The sequence below is a fragment of the Flavobacterium sp. 20NA77.7 genome (genome assembly GCF_031326205.1).
GTDB lineage: Bacteria > Bacteroidota > Bacteroidia > Flavobacteriales > Flavobacteriaceae > Flavobacterium > Flavobacterium nakdongensis.
This window is the reverse complement of the sequence record NZ_CP133721.1, coordinates 1,882,197-1,902,628: the sequence shown is the minus strand read 5'-3', so window position 1 is coordinate 1,902,628 and position 20,432 is coordinate 1,882,197. Positions and strand designations below refer to the sequence as shown.

The window sequence follows — 20,432 nt, the reverse complement described above, 5'->3', positions numbered from 1 at the left end:
AACAATTATAAAAATGAGTATAAAATTTAGACTAACCTTAATGAGCTTTTTCCAATTTTTTGTTTGGGGAGCTTGGTTAATTACGGTAGCCAATTATTGGTTTGGCACAAAACATTGGGATGGCGCACAATTTGGAGCTATTTTCTCTACTATGGGGATAGCTTCGGTTTTCATGCCTACTTTATGTGGCATTATTGCTGACCGATGGGTGAATGCAGAAAAATTATATGGAATTTTACATATTTTAGGCGGTTTAACTCTGTTTTATGTGCCTCAGATAGCAAATCCTGCTGATTTTTTCTGGGTGATTTTAGTTGCGATGATTTTTTATATGCCTACAATTGCACTTTCCAACTCTGTAGCATACAATGCTTTGAAAAAAGGAGGTTTAGATGTTGTAAAAGATTTTCCACCCATACGTGTATGGGGAACAGTTGGTTTTATTGCTGCCATGTGGATTACCAACTTAACGGGCAACAAAGCCAGTGAAAACCAATTTTATATTGCAGCCATTGCCGCAATTGCATTAGGAATTTATTCTTTTACCTTACCTAAATGTACACCGGAAGGGAAAACAGCAGAAAGCAAATCGTTTATTGACTTAATGGGCTTAAGTTCTTTTAAATTGTTTGCCAATTATAAATTAGCTTTGTTCTTCTTGTTTAGTATGTTTTTAGGAGCAGCGTTACAGTTGACCAATGCTTATGGCGATGTATATTTAGATGATTTTAAACGACTTCCAGAATATGCCGATTCTTTAGTGGTCAAATATTCGACGCTAATCATGTCCATTTCTCAAATTTCGGAAACCTTATTCATTTTAGCTATTCCGTTTTTCTTAAAACGATTCGGAATCAAACAAGTAATGTTATTTAGTATGGTGGCATGGGTGTTGCGTTTTGGCTTATTTGCTTATGGAAATCCTGGCGATGGTTTATGGATGATTATTGTATCGTGCATCGTCTATGGAATGGCGTTTGACTTCTTCAATATTTCAGGTTCGCTTTTCGTAGAAACCTCAACCGATTCTAAAATTCGTTCTTCAGCACAAGGCTTGTTCATGATGATGACAAACGGATTTGGAGCTATTTTTGGAAGCATTACTAGCGGTTATATTATTGAAAAATATTTTACCACAGCTGAAGGAAAAGATTGGCATAACATTTGGCTAACTTTTGCGATTTATGCGTTAATTATAACTTTTGCTTTTGCAATTTTCTTTAAACACAAACATGATCCAAAAGACGTATCCAATATTTCACATTAATTTTAGTATTAAATAAGTAGTTGAGGGTTCAAATATTTCTGAATTCTAACTTCTAACTTCTGACTTAAACATGCAACAATACCACGACTTAGTAAAACACGTTTTAGAAAACGGCAATCAAAAAGGCGACCGAACAGGCACCGGAACATTGAGTGTTTTTGGTTACCAAATGCGTTTCGATTTGAGCGAAGGCTTTCCTATGGTAACGACCAAAAAATTGCATTTAAAATCCATTATTTATGAATTACTTTGGTTTTTAAAAGGCGATACCAATATTCAATATTTACAAGAAAATGGCGTGAAAATTTGGGACGAATGGGCCGATGAAAATGGCGATTTGGGGCCAGTTTATGGCCACCAATGGCGCAACTGGAACAGCGAAGAAATTGACCAAATTACCGAATTAATCGAAACGTTAAAAACCAATCCAAACAGCAGAAGAATGCTAGTTTCTGCATGGAATCCAAGTGTATTGCCTGATACATCCGTTTCTTTTGCCGAAAATGTAGCGAATGGAAAAGCCGCTTTACCACCGTGTCATGCGTTTTTTCAGTTTTATGTAGCCGATGGAAAATTGAGTTGCCAATTGTACCAACGCAGTGCCGATATTTTCTTAGGCGTGCCGTTTAACATTGCCTCTTATGCTTTGTTTACGATGATGATTGCCCAAGTGTGTAATTTACAGGTTGGAGATTTCATTCATACGTTTGGTGATGCGCACATTTACAACAACCATATTGAGCAAGTTAATTTACAATTATCCCGCGAATGCAGACCGTTACCAACAATGAAATTAAACCCAGCCATAACCAATATTTTTGATTTCACCTTTGACGATTTTACGTTAGAAGGCTATGACCCACACCCGCATATTAAAGGGGCAGTGGCGGTGTAAGAATTATACAGTAAATAACATAAATTGTTGAGCAAAGGCATACTAAAACGTGTGGCTATGCTCACTAAATATTAAAAAATTGAGCATATAAACAAGTTATGCCTCACCCTAAAAAACGACCGTGCAAAAAATAAAATGATGACAGAAAGAAAAAATAATTATATTTGCCAAATAATGTCAAGACTAAATTATGTCAACAATCTTTGGGAATAGAATAAAGACACTTCGAGAGGAGAAACAAATCCCTCAACGACAGTTGGCTGCTGCTTTAGAAATAGACACGGCAACATACTGTAAGATTGAAAAAGGCGACAGACGGGCAAAGAGAGAACAAGTAACTATTCTTTCAGAATTGCTTGAAGTTGACTCAAAAGAGTTAATTCGTTTATGGTCGGCAGACAAAGTTTATGACATTATTGCCGAAGAAGAAGAAGCAACGCAAATTTTAAATGTAGTTGCAGAAAGCATTGTTGAATATAAACGAAAAACTGCGAAAATATGAAACCACTCGTAAAATACAGAGGAGGAAAATCTAAAGAAATTCCCCATTTGATTAAACATATTCCGCAGTTTAGCGGGAAATATATTGAGCCATTTTTTGGAGGAGGTGCGTTATTCTTTCATTTAGAACCCAAGAAAGCAATCATTAACGATATTAACTCAAAACTAATTTCATTTTATTTAGGAGTAAAAGACAATTTTGAACTTCTCAAAACTGAATTATCAGAAATCGAAAAAGTTTATGCGATAAATCGCAAAAAGTTTGAAGAGTTGAAAAGCAAAACACCAAATGAACGTGTAGATGACGAAAACGAACCTCTTTATTACCAAATCAGAGATATGTTCAACGATTTGACAGAAAAAAGGTATTCAGAAGCTTTGCTATATTTCTTCATCAACAAAACAGCGTATTCGGGAATGATTCGCTATAACTCAAAAGGAGAATTTAATGTGCCATATGGAAGATATGCTAACTTAAACACTTCTTTGGTTACTAAAGCGCATAACAACCTACTTAATAAAACAGAAATTTACAATCTTGATTATTCAGAAATATTTAGAATGGCAGATAAAGATGATTTTATGTTTTTAGACCCACCGTATGATTGTGTTTTTTCAGATTATGGTAATATTGAACACAAAGACGGATTTAATGAAAGAAATCACATTGAGTTAGCCAATCAGTATAAGCAACTTAAATGTAAGGCACTTATGGTTATTGGAAGAACACCATTAACAGAAAAGTTATATGGTGAAATGATTATTGACGAATATGGAAAATCTTATGCAGTGAATATTAGAAATAGATTTAAATCAGAAGCAAGCCATATTTTGATTTCAAATTACGGTAACGTTGCTAAAAAACATTTCCCACAACTAGAATTTGAAAAAGAATTAGCACTATAATAAATTATGGCAAGAATAGATAGTAAAGTAATTTTCGTTACAACATCACCACGAACACCTGCTAAAATGATTCCTGAAATTGAGTTATTGAATACTCATTTTGCAGGACAAAAATGGAATACAGAAACGCAACTTGCATTTATGGAGCTATTGAAAGAAGAAAACTTCTTTAATGGCGAAGGTGCAAACGACCCTGCATTTAGTGCAAGAGATAGAATAAACCGAGCACCGAAATCACTCGGTTTCGTTGTGCTTTCGCCAGTTATCAGTTTAACACCAGCTGGTTTAGAATTAGTAAATTCAAGACGAAAAGATGAAATATTTTTACGACAACTGCTAAAGTTTCAAGTGCCGTCACCCTTTCACAAGTCTTCTGCTAATTCTGCTGATTTTTGGGTAAGACCTTATCTTGAACTTTTTAGATTAGTTCGTCATTTCGGTTCTTTGAAGTTTGACGAAGTAATGATTTTTGGATTACAATTAGTTGACTACCGAGAATTTGAAACAATTGTTGAAAAAATCAATCAATTCAGAATAGCAAAAGCACAAAACGAAGGAAATTACAAAAAATTTCGTGCTGAATATTTAGATGCTGAACTACAACAAATTTATAGTGCCGATATTGCTTCTGGAAAAACCAAAACAAGACAAACAAATGACGATTCAATTTCAAAATTTTTAAAAACTAAAGCAAGTAATATGCGAGATTATGCAGATGCTTGCGTTCGTTATTTGAGAGCAACAGGCTTGGTAAACATTTCACACATTGGAAAATCTATTTCAATTGTTCCTGAAAAAATTCAGGAAGTAGATTATTTCTTGGAACATACAAACAGAGAACCACAATTTATTGACAACGAAAAACAATACGTTGCTTATCTTGGTAGTGCCGAAACACCAGCACTTCTAACCGACAACAGAGAATTGCTTGAACAAAAAATAAAGACAGAATTTCCGAAAATCAAAATTGAAAAAACAGCAACTTTACAACAGCTTAAAGACATTTTTGCTGACGAATTAGAGAAACGAAAAGAGCAAATTATTACCGAACAAGTTACAGCAATCAAAGATTATCGCTTGTTTGATGACATCAATTCGACATTTGACCAAATACTTGCCAATTCACTATACGACAATCCTTTAATGTTGGAATGGAATACTTGGCGAGCAATGACAATGCTTGACGGAGGAAACATAAAAGCAAATCTGAAATTTGACGACTTCGGAAATCCAATGTCAACAGCACAAGGAAATATGGCAGATATTGTTTGCGATTATGAAGATTTTGGCTTAACCGTAGAAGTTACAATGCAAGGAGGACAACGACAATATGAAACAGAAGGCGAACCTGTTACAAGACATCTTGCAAAAGTGAAACGGGAAACAAATAAACCAGCTTATTGTTTGTTCATAGCACCAAACATAAACGAGGCTTGTGTTGCTCATTTTTACGCCTTACACAAAATGAACATCAGTTACTATGGTGGAACTTCTACAATCGTTCCTTTGCCGTTAACAGTATTTTTAAAAATGGTTGAGGATTCGCACAAAGCAAGTTATGTTCCAGAACCAAGACACGTTCAACGATTTTTTGAACGTTCAAACGAACTGGCAAATTCAACAGACAATGAAAAAGATTGGTATAACGGAATAACACAAGAGGCACTAAATTGGCTGACAGAATGAGGGGGGTAGGCATAAAAATAATGGGCAATTAACTAAAAAAACATTTAACAGCTATGATAATTTATGATAGATTACGAGCAAATTGTACAGAAAATAATTAATTCGATAACTAATTTTTCTTTTGAATTTGATTTTGAAACAGTTAAAAAGGAAATGGAATTACAAGAAATTCCCAAGTCTGAATTAGAAAAATTAGGAGAAAATAAAGTACAGGAAAAATTTAACAAAGGGATTTTTAAAATTAAAATGCCTAACGGAAATTTAATTGACTCTAATTCCATTTACAAGTATAGCATAGAAAATAACATTGAAGAACCAGTAATTTTTATTAATCCAAATTTCAAATATGTTCAATGGGTTGTAAAAAAAGACTTCACAACACCACAAATCAAAAAGCAAATCAAAAGTCAACTAACAAATAATACTGATATAAATCTTTTGGAAGTTCAAAAGGCTTTATTAACCGAAGACGTGAAAAACAAAAAAATTGAAGGTTACGTTGACGAACTTCCTATAAAAACAAGTAATTACATAAGTGAAGGTAAATTTCAAATTCAATCTTCTTGCTCTCGTGATAGTGCAATTAAAATGGTAAATGAAGTAATAGAAGAATTAGCAAAAGAAAAGAAAATTTATGTGAAAAGTAAAATCAGAAGAGACTACAAAAGCATATTACTTTACTTGATTTTAGTATCATTTATAACTTTATTATGGTTTGTAAATAAGCAATACCAGACATTACCAATTTGGCTCTCAAATGCTATTGGTATAGTTTTGTTTTTAATTCCTTTAGTTGTTATGCGTTTAATCAATCACTCTATTTTCGACACCTTGTTTTTCAAAAAAAAATCAGAAAATAAATACGAGAAAGAATTTAATAATAAGGCAATATGATAACCAAGAAAGAAGGGCGAAGGCATAACGTCACCTATACGCAAGCAGGGGTTTCGTGCTTCGTAGGACAGGAAAGTAATAAAATTAAAGTTCAGTTCTTCGTAGGAAGTTCAGTGGTTAAAATCCCTGCCTGCGTATAGCTGAAAAACGTTAAATAGCCATTTATAACTACTCCAATATTTATACTTTAAATTATCTTTCAAAATCACTACCTTAGCACTTCAAATATTACAACTATGCTCACCATAATCGCAGCTGCATCAGAGAACAATGCTTTAGGAAAAGACAACCAACTCCTGTGGCATTTACCCGAAGACTTTAAGCGTTTTAAAACGTTAACTTCAGGTCATTACATCATTATGGGGCGCAAAACCTTTGAGAGTTTTCCAAAACCATTGCCTAATCGCACACATATTATCATTACCAGACAACACGATTATCAAGCCCCTGAAGGCTGTATAGTAGTGCCTAGTTTAGAAAAAGCGATGGAATTATGTCCTGCATACGAAGAAGCTTTTGTGATTGGCGGTGGCGAAATTTACCAACAAGCACTTGACGTAGTCGATAAAATAGATGTCACGCGCGTGCATACTATTATCGACGCCGATACTTTTTTTCCAGAAATCGACACCACTAAATGGAAATTGGTTTTTGAAGAATTCCACCCAAAAGACGAGAAACATGCGTTTGATTTTACTTTTTTAACGTATGTTAGAAGTTAAAAAGTCGAAAGTAAAAAGTCGAAAGTCAAAAATTTCAATTCTTTCAATATTTAGTTTCAAGTTGAATTTTCAAATTTTCAAATTGGCACATCAACTAATTGTCTCATTGACACATTGAAAATTTATCCGTACTTTTGCACTTCAAAATCAAAACAATGTCTGAAACCATAAAACCGTATCAAGATTCCGAAAAAGGTAAAAAAGAGCAAGTGGCTCAAATGTTTGACACTATTTCTGAAAATTACGATGGTTTAAATAAAATCATCTCTTTTGGCACGGATGCTAAGTGGAAGCAAAAAATATTGAAAATGGTTGCAGCTAAAAAGCCCACGACTATTTTAGACATTGCTACAGGCACGGGCGATTTAGCTATTTTATTTGCCAAAACTTCGGCATCAGAAATTATTGGTTTAGATATTTCGCAGGGCATGTTAGATATTGGGAAAAAGAAAATTGAAGCCCAAAAATTAGGCACTAAAATTCAAATGGTTTTAGGTGATGGCGAAAACATTCCGTATGCCGATAATTATTTTGATGTGATTACGGTGGCTTATGGCGTTCGTAATTTTGAACATCTAGAAAAAGGCTTGTCGGAAATCTTACGTACGTTAAAACCCGGAGGTCAATTCATTATTTTAGAAACTTCGGTACCTACAAAATTTCCGTTTAAACAAGGGTATTATGTGTATACCAATTTTATCATGCCTGCTATTGGCAAATTATTTTCAAAAGATAAAAAAGCCTATGCCTATTTATCTACTTCGGCACAAAATTTTCCATTTGGCGAAGTGTTGAACAATATTTTACGAAAAATTGGGTTTATAGAAGTAGTACATTTGCCTCAAACGATGGGTGTGGCAACTATTTATACAGCATCAAAACAATAATAATTATGCGCAAGTTTTATATGTCTTTTTTACTTTTAAGTTCGTTTTTGGGATTTACTCAAGGAGGATTTTTTAGTAAAGATCCAATAATACATCAAGAAAATTTTGATAAACAACGTGTGCATTGGGGTTACTTTTTAGGGTTTAACAGTTACGATTTTAAGTTTGATTATTTAACGGTTGGCAAAGATATAGTTGTTAATACTACTACAGGGTTTAGTGTAGGATTAGTGGGAAATTTACGATTGAATGACTATTTTGATGTGCGTTTTGAGCCTGGTTTTTTTGCTACACAACGCAATTTAATTTACCCTAATATTACCGATAATGTAGATAAATTACGTGAGGTAAAATCGGCATATTTACATTTTCCTTTATTGTTAAAAATGTCGGCTAAGCGCACAGGAAATATTAAACCCTATTTATTAACAGGGATTTCAACTTCTTTGAATATGGGAAGTAATGCAAAAGCACCAGATGATAATTATAGTGGAAGATTTAAAATGAAATCTTGGACCAATTATTACGAACTTGGTTTTGGGATAGATTTATATTTAGAATATTTTAAATTTTCACCTTCTATTAGAGGAGTATTTAGTACGAATGATGAACTCATTAGGGATGCTAACCCTAACAGCCCTTGGACAGGAAACATACAGTCTATGAAAACACGCGCGGTATTTGTGTGTTTCACTTTTCATTAATTAGCGACGTTTAAATTCAGACAATATTATTGCGGTAGCAGTAGCTACATTTAAACTTTCGGTGAGTTGTAAGTTGCCAAATCGAGGAATAGCAATCCGTTCAGTAATTATATCTTCTACTTCTTTGGATATACCATTGGCTTCATTTCCCATAACAATAATTCCTTTTTGCGGAAGTTGAGTTTCATAAATAGACTTGCCATCCATAAAAGTACCATATATAGGTAGGTTTGTTTCTGATAGATAGGCATGAAGATTTGTATAAATAAGGTTGACTCTTGCTAATGAACCCATTGTAGCTTGCACCACTTTTGGATTGTAGCTGTCTACGGTTTCTTCTGAACAAACAAGTGTTGTAATGCCAAACCAATCACATAAACGAATAATGGTTCCCATGTTTCCAGGATCTCTAATCGTATCTAAAGCTAAAATGAGTTCAGATTCAGTATGGTTTTGATTGATTTGTGTTTTAAAAACAGCCAAACAATTGTTTGGCGTAGTTAAGGCAGTTATTTTTTTTAATTCCTGTTCTGAAATGAGTTCAGGATGATATGTTTTAGGAAATATATTTTCCTCCGTAACAAAAAGAAATTCTAATTTAAATCCTGCCTCAAGCAATTCTAAAATCACTTTTTTACCTTCAGCAATGAAAAGTTGGTGTATTTTTCTGTATTTTTTTTGTTGTAAGCTAGTTATTAACTTAATTTGGTTTTTGCTAACCATAAAAAATTGTATTTTTGAATAAATTTTATGCCTTTGAAATTTCTCACATCAAAAATAGTATTATTTTTTCTTTTAGGGTTATTTTTTTACTCTTGTTCTGAAGTACGAAAATTAAAAAAGAATGAATACCTTCTTCACGATAATAAAATTGTGGTGAATGGTAAAGTGTCCAAATTGGAAGAATTAGAATTACAGTTGTATCAAAAGCCTAATAGTAAGTTAGTAGGATTTAAACCGAGAGTACAATTGTATAATCTAATACGCAAAAATCCTGATTCAACTTATCAAGTATGGTTAGATAGAAAACCAAAAAGAAAAGAAAAAATGACTCATTTGTTTTCTGCTAAGCAGGTAGATCGTATAGGAAAATCTTTCTTTGTTTCGGGTTATAATGATTTCTTAAAGCGAGTAGGCGAGGCTCCAGTTGTATTAGATTCTGTAAAAACCCAAAAATCAACTAAAAGATTGTTTGCTTATTATTTGAATAGAGGTTATTTTGATGCTAAAATTTCAGCAAAAACAGACACACTTAAAAATAGGAAAGCTCGAGTTTCTTATTCTATCACTACTGGAAATCCATTTTTAATTGATAGTATAACTAAATCAATAGAGTCGCCGGTTGTAGATTCTATTTATCAAGCCTTGGCTGGAGATTCGTATTTGGAAATTGGCAAACCTTATACAAGTAACAATGTATATAATGAGGTAAAAAGAATATCAAAAGAGTTTAGAAATAAAGGGTTGTATCATTTTCAAGAAAACAATGTAAAGTTTGATGCAGATACTATTGGTAAAACAAAATCACAGCGCATCAGTTTGAATGTTGTTATTAAAGATAGAACGGTTAAACAAGGAGATACTTTAGTAGCTCAGCCATTTAAAATATATAGAATAGGCCGAGTGAATATTTTTACAGACAAACAATTTAATGAAAAAAATGCAGCCATTGACAGTACAACATATAAAAATGTTCACATTTATAGCTCGGGAAAATTGAGATACAGACCTAAGGCATTAACCGATGCTATTTTTATTGAGCAAGGAAAAATATTTAGTGATGATGCTAAAGTTTTGACTGGCAAGTCATTGTCTAATTTGAAAATGTTTGCTTTTCCACAAATTCAGTTTATTGAAGATGGAAAAGACAAAAATACGTTGACAGCTAATATTGTGCTTTCCCCTTTAAAGAGAAGACAATTTAATATAAAGGCCGATTTTACTACATCAAATATTCAAGATTTTGGAATTTCTGGTTTTATGGGAATTACATTTAGAAATATTTTTAAAGGTGCCGAAATTTTAGATTTTTCAATGCGTGGTAGCTTAGGTTCGTCTAGCAAGCTATCAAATCCAGATAATTTATTCTTTAATGTTAGAGAGTATGGTGCTGATGTAAAATTGACTATTCCAAGATTTTTTTCGCCTTTTAATACTAAAAAAATTATTAAGAAGGAAATGTTTCCTACCACCACGCTTTCGTTTGGTTTATCCAAACAAACAAATATTGGTCTAGATAAAGAATCTTATACAAGTAATTTTTTCTATGATTGGATATCAACAAAAAGAAAAGAAAGAAAATATCGATTAGATTTATTTAATCTTCAATTTATCAGAAATTTAAATGTTGCTAATTATTATAATGTATATTCATATTCTTATAATGTTTTAAATAGTTTGGCACCCACGTATGCGCCTACTCAAGATTTTTATGATAGCAGCGGAAATTTAACTTTCGCAGGTGCAGATAATTTTGTGTCATATATCACCAATGGTGGGAATTCATCTTTAACTCCAATTGATGAGGATTATCAAACAATTAGAAGTATAGGAGAACGAAAATATCGTTTAACAGAGAATAATTTGATAGTTTCTTCATCATTTAGTTATAGTATAAATTCAAAAACGGACTTTAATGATATTGAATTTTATACAATTCGAACAAAAATAGAAAGTGCAGGAAATTTATTGTCATTATTAGGAAAATCTTTAGGGAATTCCAAAGATATAAATGGCAATCAAACATTATTTGGTATTCAATATTCACAATATATAAAAGGCGAAATAGAATATATAAAACATTTACATATTAGAAAGAAAAGTTCATTAGCATTTAGAGCGTTTGGAGGTATTGCAGTTCCTTATGGAAATTCAAATTCTATTCCGTTTACCCGAAGTTATTTTGCTGGAGGAAGTAACGATAACAGAGGATGGTTAGCCTATCGATTAGGCCCTGGCTCAAGTAAAAGTGTAAATGATTTTAATGAAGCCAATTTAAAATTAGCTATGAATTTAGAATATCGTTTCACGATTTTTGGAAAATTAAATGGGGCTTTATTTACAGATGCGGGTAATATTTGGAATGTTTATGATAATGTTGAAGATGAAAACTTTACTTTTAATGGAATTAAATCATTAAAAGATGTGGCTTTAGGTTCGGGATTTGGCTTTCGCTATGATTTAGGTTTCTTTGTAATTAGAACAGATTTTGGTTTTAAAACATATAATCCTGCTAAAGAATATGCGCAAAGATGGTTCAAAGGAATGAGTATAAATGAAGGGGTTTTTAATATTGGAATCAATTATCCTTTCTAAGTTTAATAAAATTAGTATTTTTGTAAATCAAATAATAAAATTATGAGTCACACAATTAAACCAGGGGTAGCTACTGGAAGTCAAGTTCAAGAGATTTTTAACTATGCCAAAGAGAAAGGTTTTGCTTTACCTGCGGTTAATGTAACCGGTTCAAGCACTATAAATGGTGTGTTAGAAACAGCAGCTAAATTAAACGCGCCGGTTATCATTCAGTTTTCAAATGGAGGTGCACAATTTAATGCTGGGAAAGCACTTTCTAATGAGAATCAAAAATCAGCTATCTTAGGAGCAATTGCAGGGGCAAAACATATACACACATTAGCAGAAGCTTATGGAGCAACTGTAATTCTTCATACAGACCATTGCGCTAAAAATTTATTGCCATGGATTGATGGTTTATTAGATGCTTCTGAAAAACATTTTGCCGAAACGGGAAAATCATTGTTTAGTTCACATATGATTGATTTGTCTGAAGAACCTCTTGAAGAAAATATTGAATTATGTAAAACATATTTAGCGCGCATGAGTAAAATGGACATGACGCTAGAAATAGAATTAGGTATTACTGGTGGAGAAGAAGATGGTGTAGATAATTCAGATGTAGATAGTTCAAAACTATATACCCAACCAGAAGAAGTGGCCTATGCTTATGAAGAATTGATGAAAATTAGCCCAAGATTTACTATTGCGGCAGCATTTGGTAATGTTCACGGGGTTTATAAACCAGGAAATGTGAAATTGACGCCTGTAATTTTGAAAAATTCTCAAGAATACGTTCAAAATAAATTTAATACAGCAGCAAATCCGGTTGATTTTGTCTTCCATGGTGGATCGGGTTCCACGCTAGAAGAAATTAGAGAGGCAATTTCTTACGGTGTGATCAAAATGAATATTGATACAGATTTACAATTTGCTTTCACAGAAGGTATTAGAGATTATATGACTTCTAAAATTGATTATTTAAGAACGCAAATTGGAAGTCCAGAGGGAGCCGAAAGCCCAAATAAAAAATATTATGATCCTAGAAAATGGATTAGAGAAGGAGAAATGACATTTATTGCAAGGTTAGAAAAAGCTTTTGCAGATTTAAATAACATAAATACTTTATAATTAACAATTGATAATTGAAAATTGATAATTATTTGATTGTCAATTTTCAATTGTCCATTATCCATTAAAACTATGGCTTGGTTTAAAAGAAAAGAAAAAGGAATTCAAACATTAACAGAGGATAAAAAAGATGTTCCAAAAGGACTTTGGTACAAATCTCCTACAGGAAAGATTATCGACTCTGATGAATTAGAACGAAATTTATGGGTAAGCCCAGAAGATGATTATCATGTAAGAATAGGAAGTAAAGAATATTTCCAAATTTTGTTTGACGATAATGAGTTCACAGAGTTAGACGCTAATTTGACTTCAGTAGACACGTTAAAATTTGTGGATACAAAAAAATACAGTGATCGTCTAAAAGATGTTACAGAGAAAACAAAGTTGAAGGATGCTGTTAGAACAGCGGTAGGAAAATCAAAAGGCAAAGATTTAGTGGTTTGTTGTATGGATTTTGCTTTCATCGGAGGTTCAATGGGTTCTGTTGTAGGTGAAAAAATTGCAAGAGGAATTAATCATTCTATAAAAAATAACATTCCATTCGTTATGATTTCAAAATCTGGAGGTGCACGTATGATGGAAGCTGCTTATTCGTTGATGCAATTAGCCAAAACATCTGCAAAATTAGCACAATTAGCGGAAGCTAAAATCCCTTACATTTCGTTATGTACTGATCCAACTACCGGAGGAACAACCGCATCTTATGCCATGTTAGGAGATATTAATATTTCTGAACCTGGAGCGTTAATTGGTTTTGCTGGTCCTCGTGTGGTTAGAGACACTACGGGTAAAGATCTTCCAGAAGGATTTCAAACGGCAGAATTTGTATTAGAGCACGGTTTCTTAGATTTTATTGCACATCGAAAAGAGTTGAAAAACAAAATTAATCTGTATATTGATTTAATTTTGAATCAAGAAATTAGATAAAATAAAAATCCCGTTCCAAGTCATTGAAACGGGATTTTTTATCACTTACATTTTAAAATATTATATTCCAAAAGCAGTTTTTATTTCTGCTACTTTGTCTAATTTTTCCCAAGTAAACAATTCAACTTCTACTGTTTTTGTTGTTCCGTCTGGAGATTTAAACGTTTTAGTTACTACTTCATTTTTACGTCCCATATGTCCGTATGCAGCAGTTTCACTGTAAATAGGTGTTCTTAATTTTAAGTTTTGCTCAATAGCATAAGGTCTTAAATCAAATAATTGAGCTACTTTATCAGAAATTTGAGAATCTACTAAACCATTTTTAGCAGTTCCATATGTATTTACATAAATGTTACATGGCTTAGCCACACCAATAGCATAAGAAACTTGAACTAATACTTCGTTTGCCACACCAGCAGCGACTAAGTTTTTGGCAATATGACGTGCAGCATAAGCGGCACTTCTATCTACTTTACTTGGGTCTTTACCTGAGAAAGCACCGCCACCGTGAGCACCTTTTCCTCCGTAAGTATCCACGATAATTTTTCTACCCGTTAGTCCAGTATCACCATGCGGTCCTCCAATTACGAATTTTCCTGTTGGGTTAATGTGGTATTCAATTTTATCATTAAATAAATGAGCATATTGAGGATATTTAGCTAAAATTCTTGGTATTAAAATTTCAATAATATCTTTTTTAATTTTTGCTAACATTGCCGTTTCTTCGTCAAAATCGTCATGTTGTGTAGAAACTACAATAGAATCAATTCTAACAGGTTGATTATCGTCATTGTATTCTAATGTTACTTGAGATTTTGCATCTGGTCGTAGATAAGTAATCTCCGAATTCTCTCTTCTTAATGCTGCTAATTCTTGTAATAATTTATGAGCTAAATCTAAAGCTAAAGGCATTAAATCTTCAGTTTCGTTAGTTGCATAACCAAACATGATTCCTTGATCTCCAGCTCCTTGTGCGTTCGCTTTTGATTCAAAATCAGTAGCGGCAACTCTGTCAACACCTCTATTAATGTCATCGGATTGGTCATGAATAGCAGATAAAACACCACAAGAATTTGCTTCAAACATGTATTCACTTTTTGTGTATCCAATTTTTCTAATTACATCACGAGCAATAGTTTGAACGTCTAAATAGGTATTAGATTTTACTTCTCCTGCTAAAATTACCTGTCCAGTTGTTACTAGCGTTTCACAAGCTACTTTTGAAGACGGGTCAAAAGCCAAAAAATTGTCAATTAATGCATCACTAATTTGATCAGCTACTTTGTCTGGGTGTCCTTCACTTACTGATTCTGACGTAAATAAATAAGCCATAATTATTTAATTTATTATTAATTACTAAGTTATCAGAAGAAAAATAAATTGCAGGAAAATGCTAAAGAAGAGTCTCTGCTTTAGCATTTTTTATAGAGGTTGCAATCAGTCAAATTTTTCCTCTTAATTCGTCGCAAAGGTATGAAATCTATTTGAATTCCAAATTATTATTTGTGTTAATTTTATAAATAATATAATTCTCGGAATATTAAGAAATATTTATTTGTGAAATAAATTTAATTTAGATAAAAAATCTATAAATGTGTTAAAAAATAATATAAATTAGAAAAATAAACTATTTATTTTTTATATAAAGAATATAATTCTAAATTTGCAACATAAATAAGCAAGTAATAGAAATGAAAAATACACATAAACATATGATGATGCTTTGTAATGCAATCTGCATGTGGTTTTTTCATGTCTATTACCAAATGATAGTGACTTAATACAGTTATAAAATTAACTCTAAGCCCCTTTTGGTAAACCAACCGAAAGGGGTTTTTTGTTTTCAAATCTATTTTAACCTTTAAATTTTTCAAAAATGAGCACACAAAAATTTGCAACTAAAGCGTTGCACGCAGGACATGATGTTACAAAAAACGCTGGTACAAGAGCTGTTCCTATCTATCAAACTACATCATATGTGTTTAAAAATTCTGATCATGCAGCTAATTTATTTAGTTTGTCAGAAAGTGGATTTATTTATACACGATTAAATAACCCGACTAACGATGTTTTGGAACAGCGTTTGGCAGCATTAGAAGGAGGAATAGGTGCCGTAGTAACTGCTTCTGGAACATCGGCAATTGCAACAGCACTTTTAGTTTTATTAAAAGCCGGAGACCATATAGTGGCCTCTAATAGTTTATATGGTGGAACATATAATTTATTGAATGTTACGTTACCAAGATTAGGGATTACTACAACATTTGTAGACCCATCAAATCCTGATAATTTTATTGAAGCTTCTCGAGAAAATACCAGAGTTTTTTTTGCAGAAAGTTTAGGTAATCCAAAATTAGATGTTTTAGATTTAAAAGCTATTTCAGCACGAGCTAAAGAATATAAAGTTCCTTTTATTGTAGATAATACAGTGGCAACACCTTATTTGTTAAATCCAATTGAATATGGTGCAAATATTGTTATTCATTCTTTAACCAAATATATCGGTGGTAATGGAACTTCTCTAGGAGGAGTGATTATTGATGCAGGAAATTTTGAATGGGACAATGGCAAATTTCCCGAATTTACAGAACCTTCTGCAGGGTATCACGGATTAAAATATTATGAAGTTTTAGGTGCCGCTTCTTTTATTGCAAAAGTCCGTATTGAGGGATTACGCGATTTTGGGGCAGCGTTGAGCCCTTTTAATGCTTTTCAAATTATACAAGGTTTAGAAACTTTAGAAGTACGTATACAAAAACATAGTGAAAATGCTTTAGCTATAGCAAAATGGTTAGAAGAACAAGAAGAGGTTTCTTGGGTAAATTATCCTGGTTTACAATCGTCTAGCTATAAAATATTAGCTGATTTTTATTTACCAAAAGGACAAAGTGGTATTGTAACTTTTGGCCTAAAAGGAGGTTTTGAAGCAGCAAAACATGTGGCTAATGAAACGCAATTATTTTCATTATTAGCAAACATTGGTGATACAAAATCATTGATTATTCATCCAGCAAGTACAACACATCAGCAGTTGACGGATGAGGAACAATTAGCCACGGGCGTTACAAAAGACTTAATACGATTGTCTGTAGGTATAGAAAACATAGAGGATTTAAAGGCCGATTTACAAGGAGTGTTCAAAAAATTATCCGTAGAGGTTTTAAATTAAGTTTAATTTGTTTTTAGCTGTCTTTGGTTAATTAAATTTAATTGAGGACAGTTTTTTTAAAAAACCATGAGTGTATTACAATATATAAAAATTTCAAATTTTTTATTACAAAATGGGCAGTTTGTAAATATTGACGTTTCGTTTCAAGTATTTGGCCCCACTATAGGCATGGCTCCTATAGTAGTAGTAAATCATGCTTTAACGGGAAATTCAAATGTTTCGGGAAGTAACGGTTGGTGGAATAATTTAATAGGAGAAAATAAAGTTATTGATTTAAAAAAATATACTGTACTAGCTTTTAATATCCCGGGAAATGGGTATGATGAAAAGATAGAAAATTTAATTGAAAACTATAAAATTTTTTCTACAAAAGATATGGCAATGCTTTTTTGGAAAGCATTAGAATATTTAAAAGTAAGTCAGTTGTATGCAGTAATAGGCGGAAGTTTAGGTGGTGCGTTGGCTTGGGAAATGGCATTTATAAAACCTAGACAAATTCAGCATATCATACCTATTGCGGCAAATTGGAAAGCAAATGATTGGGTGATAGGTCATGTTTTAGCACAAGATATTATTTTAAATAATTCAACTAATCCCATATTTAATGCAAGAGTACATGCTATGTTGTTTTACAGAACACCACAGTCATTAGTGCAAAAATTTCAAGGAAAAAAACGAGATAATAAGGGGATATATGAGATAGAATCATGGTTAGAATATCATGGAAAAAAATTAACAGAAAGGTTTCAATTGCCCGCTTATAAGCTTATGAATCATTTATTAAAAACTATAGGACAATATACTGAAGAAAACGATTTACTAGCGTTAGTCGAAAAATCTTTTCTTAAAATTCATCAAATCGCCATTCGTTCAGATTATTTTTTTATACCAGATGAAAATTATAAAACACATGAAAGGTTGAAGAATTATTCAAACAGAATAACACTAAATACCATCAATTCTATTCATGGGCATGATGCTTTCCTAATAGAATATAAACAATTAGAAAAATTTTTAAACCCAATTTTTAATAAATAAAAACATGTCAATAATAAAAGTAAATGTCATTCTTTTTGGAATAGGTAATGTTGGTAGCGCCTTGTTAAATCAAGTGATAGCCAGTCAAAAATTTTTTTTAGAAAAAAGGAATATTGATTTGAGATTTCCTATTATTACAAATTCTACAATAGCTTTTTTTGAAAAAGAAGGTGTTAAAAATCAGTGGGAGTCTGATTTTAGTAGCATAGGAGTTCCCTATAAGTTAGAAGATATTTTAGGATATGTTAAGCAAAATCAGCTTGAAAATTTAATTGCAGTTGATGCAACTGCGAGTATTGAAATCACAAAGGATTATTTTTTATTAGTTCAAAATGGATTTAATATTGTTTCAGCTAATAAAAAGGCAAATACGCAATCCAATCAATATTATAAATCTTTGCGAGAATCGTTAGTAAATTACGGAAAATATTTTAATTACGAAACAAATGTGGGAGCCGGTTTGCCAGTTATTCAAACTATAAACGAGTTACATTATGCAGGGGAGCAAATTACTAAAATAAAAGGGGTTTTTTCAGGTTCATTAAGTTATATTTTTAATAGATTTTCAAATGAAGATATACCTTTTTCCAAATTATTAATTGCAGCAGAAAAATCAGGATTGACAGAGCCAGATTCTCGTGAAGATTTATCTGGAAACGATGTGGCGAGAAAACTATTAGTTTTGGCTCGAGAATTAGAAATAAAAATGGAATTAGAAGATATAACCGTTGAGTCATTATTATTACCTCATTTAAATCAGAGAAATTCTATAGCAGAATATGCAATAAATAAGTCATTTTTTGACGAACCTTTTCGAATAGCAAAAATAACCCAATCTAGAAATCATGTATTGCGTTATGTTGGAGAATTAGATGTTCAAAGAAAAAAAGGTCAAGTTAAGTTGGTTTCTGAGCTAAAGAATACGCCATTGGGGCAATTAAAAGGGGCAGATAATTTAGTTGAAATTTATACAAAATCGTACCAAGAAATTCCAATAGTCATACAAGGAGCAGGAGCAGGAAGAGAGGTTACAGCTAGAGGCGTACTTGCGGATGTTTTAAAAATTGCAGAAAAAATAAAAATTGCAGAAAAAATATCTAGTAATTAATAAAATAAATTTAAAATGTAGATAAAATTTCATTTTATAAAAATTCTATTTACATTTGCACCGTTCATAAACATAATGATAGTTATCACGAAAGCTGGAGGGAATAGACCCAATGAAAGCTTAGCAACCTCCATACTTGGAAAGGTGCTACATTCTATTCGCATTTGCGAAAAAGATAACCCGAGGAAATTCTTTCCAATTTCTTGATAACATATTAATAATATAAACTTTGTGAAACGCTGTGAAAATGTAGCGTAACTCTGTGTAATAAAAAGATATGTCAAAAATTCAACAAGCCATAAAAGAAAGAATCTTAGTCCTAGACGGGGCTATGGGAACCATGTTGCAACGCAACAATTTCTCTGAAGAAGATTTTCGTGGCGAACGCTTCAAAGATTTTCCACATCCATTAAAAGGAAACAACGATTTACTTTCTATCACTCAACCCGAAGCGGTAAAACAAGTACATCGTTTGTATTTTCAAGCGGGAGCTGATATTGTAGAAACCAATACATTTTCTGGAACGACTATCGGTATGGCCGATTATCATTTGGAAGATTTAGTCTACGAGTTGAATTACCAATCGGCTAAAATTGCGCGTGAAGTGGCTGACGAATTTACAGACCGTCCTCGATTTGTAGCAGGTTCGATTGGCCCAACGAATAGAACAGCTTCCATGTCGCCAGATGTAAACGATCCAGGGTATCGTGCAGTTACTTTTGACGATTTGAGCGTGGCGTACAAGCAACAAGTAGAAGCCTTAATTGATGGTGGTTGCGATGTGTTATTAGTAGAAACTATTTTTGATACCTTGAATGCCAAAGCAGCCCTTTTTGCGATTGAAGAAGTAAAAGAAGAACGCAAAATAGACATGCCAATAATGGTTTCGGGTACCATTACCGATGCTTCAGGAAGAACACTTTCGGGTCAAACGGTAGAGGCTTTCTTAATTTCGATTTCACACATTCCGTTATTGAGCGTTGGTTTTAATTGTGCTTTAGGAGCTGATCAATTGAAACCGTATTTGAAACGGTTGTCTATGAACACCCAATTGAATATTTCGGCACATCCTAATGCAGGTTTGCCAAACGCCTTTGGACAGTATGACCAAACGCCAGAAGAAATGCAAGCCTTAATTAGAGAGTATTTGCAAGATAATTTAATCAATATTATTGGAGGTTGTTGCGGCACTACTCCAGAACACATCAAAGCAATTGCTAATGTTGCGAGAGAGTTTAAACCGAGGAAAGTGTAAGGGTTGATAGTTGATAGTTGTTGGTTGTTGGTTGTTGGTTGATAGATT

At 32.7% G+C, this 20,432-nt stretch carries 18 protein-coding genes and 1 riboswitch; of the genes, 16 read left to right on the top strand and 2 right to left on the bottom strand.

Annotated features, from left to right (window positions below):
• Window positions 1-13 precede the first annotated feature (13 nt).
• The 9 genes from RF683_RS08575 to porT all read left to right on the top strand — a co-directional run bounded on the left by RF683_RS08575 (window position 14) and on the right by porT (window position 8,462).
• Window positions 14-1,267: a nucleoside permease gene (locus tag RF683_RS08575; RefSeq protein ID WP_309531886.1), complete on the top strand. Its 1,254-nt coding sequence runs from the start codon at window positions 14-16 to the stop codon at window positions 1,265-1,267.
• 70 nt (window positions 1,268-1,337) lie between these two features.
• Complete coding sequence (locus RF683_RS08570; protein WP_309531885.1) at window positions 1,338-2,162, top strand: thymidylate synthase; 825 nt, start codon at window positions 1,338-1,340, stop codon at window positions 2,160-2,162.
• A 190-nt stretch (window positions 2,163-2,352) separates the two neighbouring features.
• A complete protein-coding gene (locus tag RF683_RS08565; RefSeq protein ID WP_229325202.1) occupies window positions 2,353-2,664 on the top strand; it encodes a helix-turn-helix domain-containing protein in 312 nt (103 codons plus the stop codon).
• A complete protein-coding gene (locus RF683_RS08560; RefSeq protein WP_309531884.1) occupies window positions 2,661-3,569 on the top strand; it encodes a DNA adenine methylase in 909 nt (302 codons plus the stop codon). Before RF683_RS08565 ends, RF683_RS08560 begins: the two co-directional genes overlap by 4 nt.
• A gap of 6 nt (window positions 3,570-3,575) precedes the next feature.
• Window positions 3,576-5,255 carry an AlwI family type II restriction endonuclease gene (locus RF683_RS08555; RefSeq protein WP_309531883.1) on the top strand — a complete coding sequence of 560 codons (1,680 nt, stop codon included), beginning with the start codon at window positions 3,576-3,578 and terminating at the stop codon, window positions 5,253-5,255.
• Window positions 5,256-5,318: 63 nt separating this feature from the next.
• Window positions 5,319-6,149 carry a hypothetical protein gene (locus tag RF683_RS08550; protein ID WP_309531882.1) on the top strand — a complete coding sequence of 277 codons (831 nt, stop codon included), beginning with the start codon at window positions 5,319-5,321 and terminating at the stop codon, window positions 6,147-6,149.
• Window positions 6,150-6,385: 236 nt separating this feature from the next.
• Window positions 6,386-6,871, top strand: coding sequence for a dihydrofolate reductase (locus RF683_RS08545; protein ID WP_309531881.1), 486 nt, complete (start codon window positions 6,386-6,388; stop codon window positions 6,869-6,871).
• A 155-nt stretch (window positions 6,872-7,026) separates the two neighbouring features.
• The gene (gene ubiE, locus RF683_RS08540) at window positions 7,027-7,758 is read left to right on the top strand and encodes a bifunctional demethylmenaquinone methyltransferase/2-methoxy-6-polyprenyl-1,4-benzoquinol methylase UbiE (protein ID WP_309531880.1); all 732 of its coding nucleotides are present in this window, start codon (window positions 7,027-7,029) and stop codon (window positions 7,756-7,758) included.
• A 5-nt stretch (window positions 7,759-7,763) separates the two neighbouring features.
• Window positions 7,764-8,462, top strand: a complete 699-nt coding sequence (gene porT, locus RF683_RS08535) for a type IX secretion/gliding motility protein PorT/SprT (RefSeq protein WP_309531879.1) — start codon at window positions 7,764-7,766, stop codon at window positions 8,460-8,462.
• On the opposite strand, the gene RF683_RS08530 is transcribed toward porT, so the two are convergent.
• Window positions 8,463-9,185 carry a TrmH family RNA methyltransferase gene (locus RF683_RS08530; protein WP_309531878.1) on the bottom strand — a complete coding sequence of 241 codons (723 nt, stop codon included), beginning with the start codon at window positions 9,183-9,185 and terminating at the stop codon, window positions 8,463-8,465.
• A 33-nt stretch (window positions 9,186-9,218) separates the two neighbouring features.
• Here RF683_RS08530 and tamL point away from each other — a divergent pair, with 33 nt between their 5' ends.
• The 3 genes from tamL (at window position 9,219) to accD (ending at window position 13,814) form a co-directional block, all read left to right on the top strand.
• Window positions 9,219-11,777, top strand: coding sequence for a translocation and assembly module lipoprotein TamL (gene tamL, locus RF683_RS08525; RefSeq protein WP_309531877.1), 2,559 nt, complete (start codon window positions 9,219-9,221; stop codon window positions 11,775-11,777).
• Between the two features lie 42 nt (window positions 11,778-11,819).
• Window positions 11,820-12,887, top strand: coding sequence for a class II fructose-bisphosphate aldolase (gene fbaA / locus RF683_RS08520; RefSeq protein ID WP_309531876.1), 1,068 nt, complete (start codon window positions 11,820-11,822; stop codon window positions 12,885-12,887).
• Window positions 12,888-12,959: 72 nt separating this feature from the next.
• Window positions 12,960-13,814, top strand: a complete 855-nt coding sequence (gene accD / locus RF683_RS08515; RefSeq protein WP_309531875.1) for an acetyl-CoA carboxylase, carboxyltransferase subunit beta — start codon at window positions 12,960-12,962, stop codon at window positions 13,812-13,814.
• Between the two features lie 60 nt (window positions 13,815-13,874).
• On the opposite strand, the gene metK is transcribed toward accD, so the two are convergent.
• A complete protein-coding gene (gene metK / locus RF683_RS08510; protein WP_309531874.1) occupies window positions 13,875-15,146 on the bottom strand; it encodes a methionine adenosyltransferase in 1,272 nt (423 codons plus the stop codon).
• A gap of 544 nt (window positions 15,147-15,690) precedes the next feature.
• Here metK and RF683_RS08505 point away from each other — a divergent pair.
• From RF683_RS08505 to RF683_RS08490, 4 genes are all read left to right on the top strand, one after another.
• Window positions 15,691-16,983, top strand: coding sequence for an O-acetylhomoserine aminocarboxypropyltransferase/cysteine synthase family protein (locus RF683_RS08505; RefSeq protein ID WP_309531873.1), 1,293 nt, complete (start codon window positions 15,691-15,693; stop codon window positions 16,981-16,983).
• Window positions 16,984-17,049: 66 nt separating this feature from the next.
• Entirely contained in the window at window positions 17,050-18,021 is a 972-nt protein-coding gene (locus RF683_RS08500) for an alpha/beta fold hydrolase (protein ID WP_309531872.1), read from the top strand.
• Window positions 18,022-18,025: 4 nt separating this feature from the next.
• A complete protein-coding gene (locus tag RF683_RS08495; protein WP_309531871.1) occupies window positions 18,026-19,129 on the top strand; it encodes a homoserine dehydrogenase family protein in 1,104 nt (367 codons plus the stop codon).
• A 79-nt stretch (window positions 19,130-19,208) separates the two neighbouring features.
• A riboswitch (SAM riboswitch) is annotated at window positions 19,209-19,311 on the top strand.
• Between the two features lie 95 nt (window positions 19,312-19,406).
• On the top strand, window positions 19,407-20,384 hold the full coding sequence (locus tag RF683_RS08490; RefSeq protein ID WP_309531870.1) for a homocysteine S-methyltransferase family protein: 978 nt from the start codon (window positions 19,407-19,409) through the stop codon (window positions 20,382-20,384).
• Window positions 20,385-20,432 lie beyond the last annotated feature (48 nt).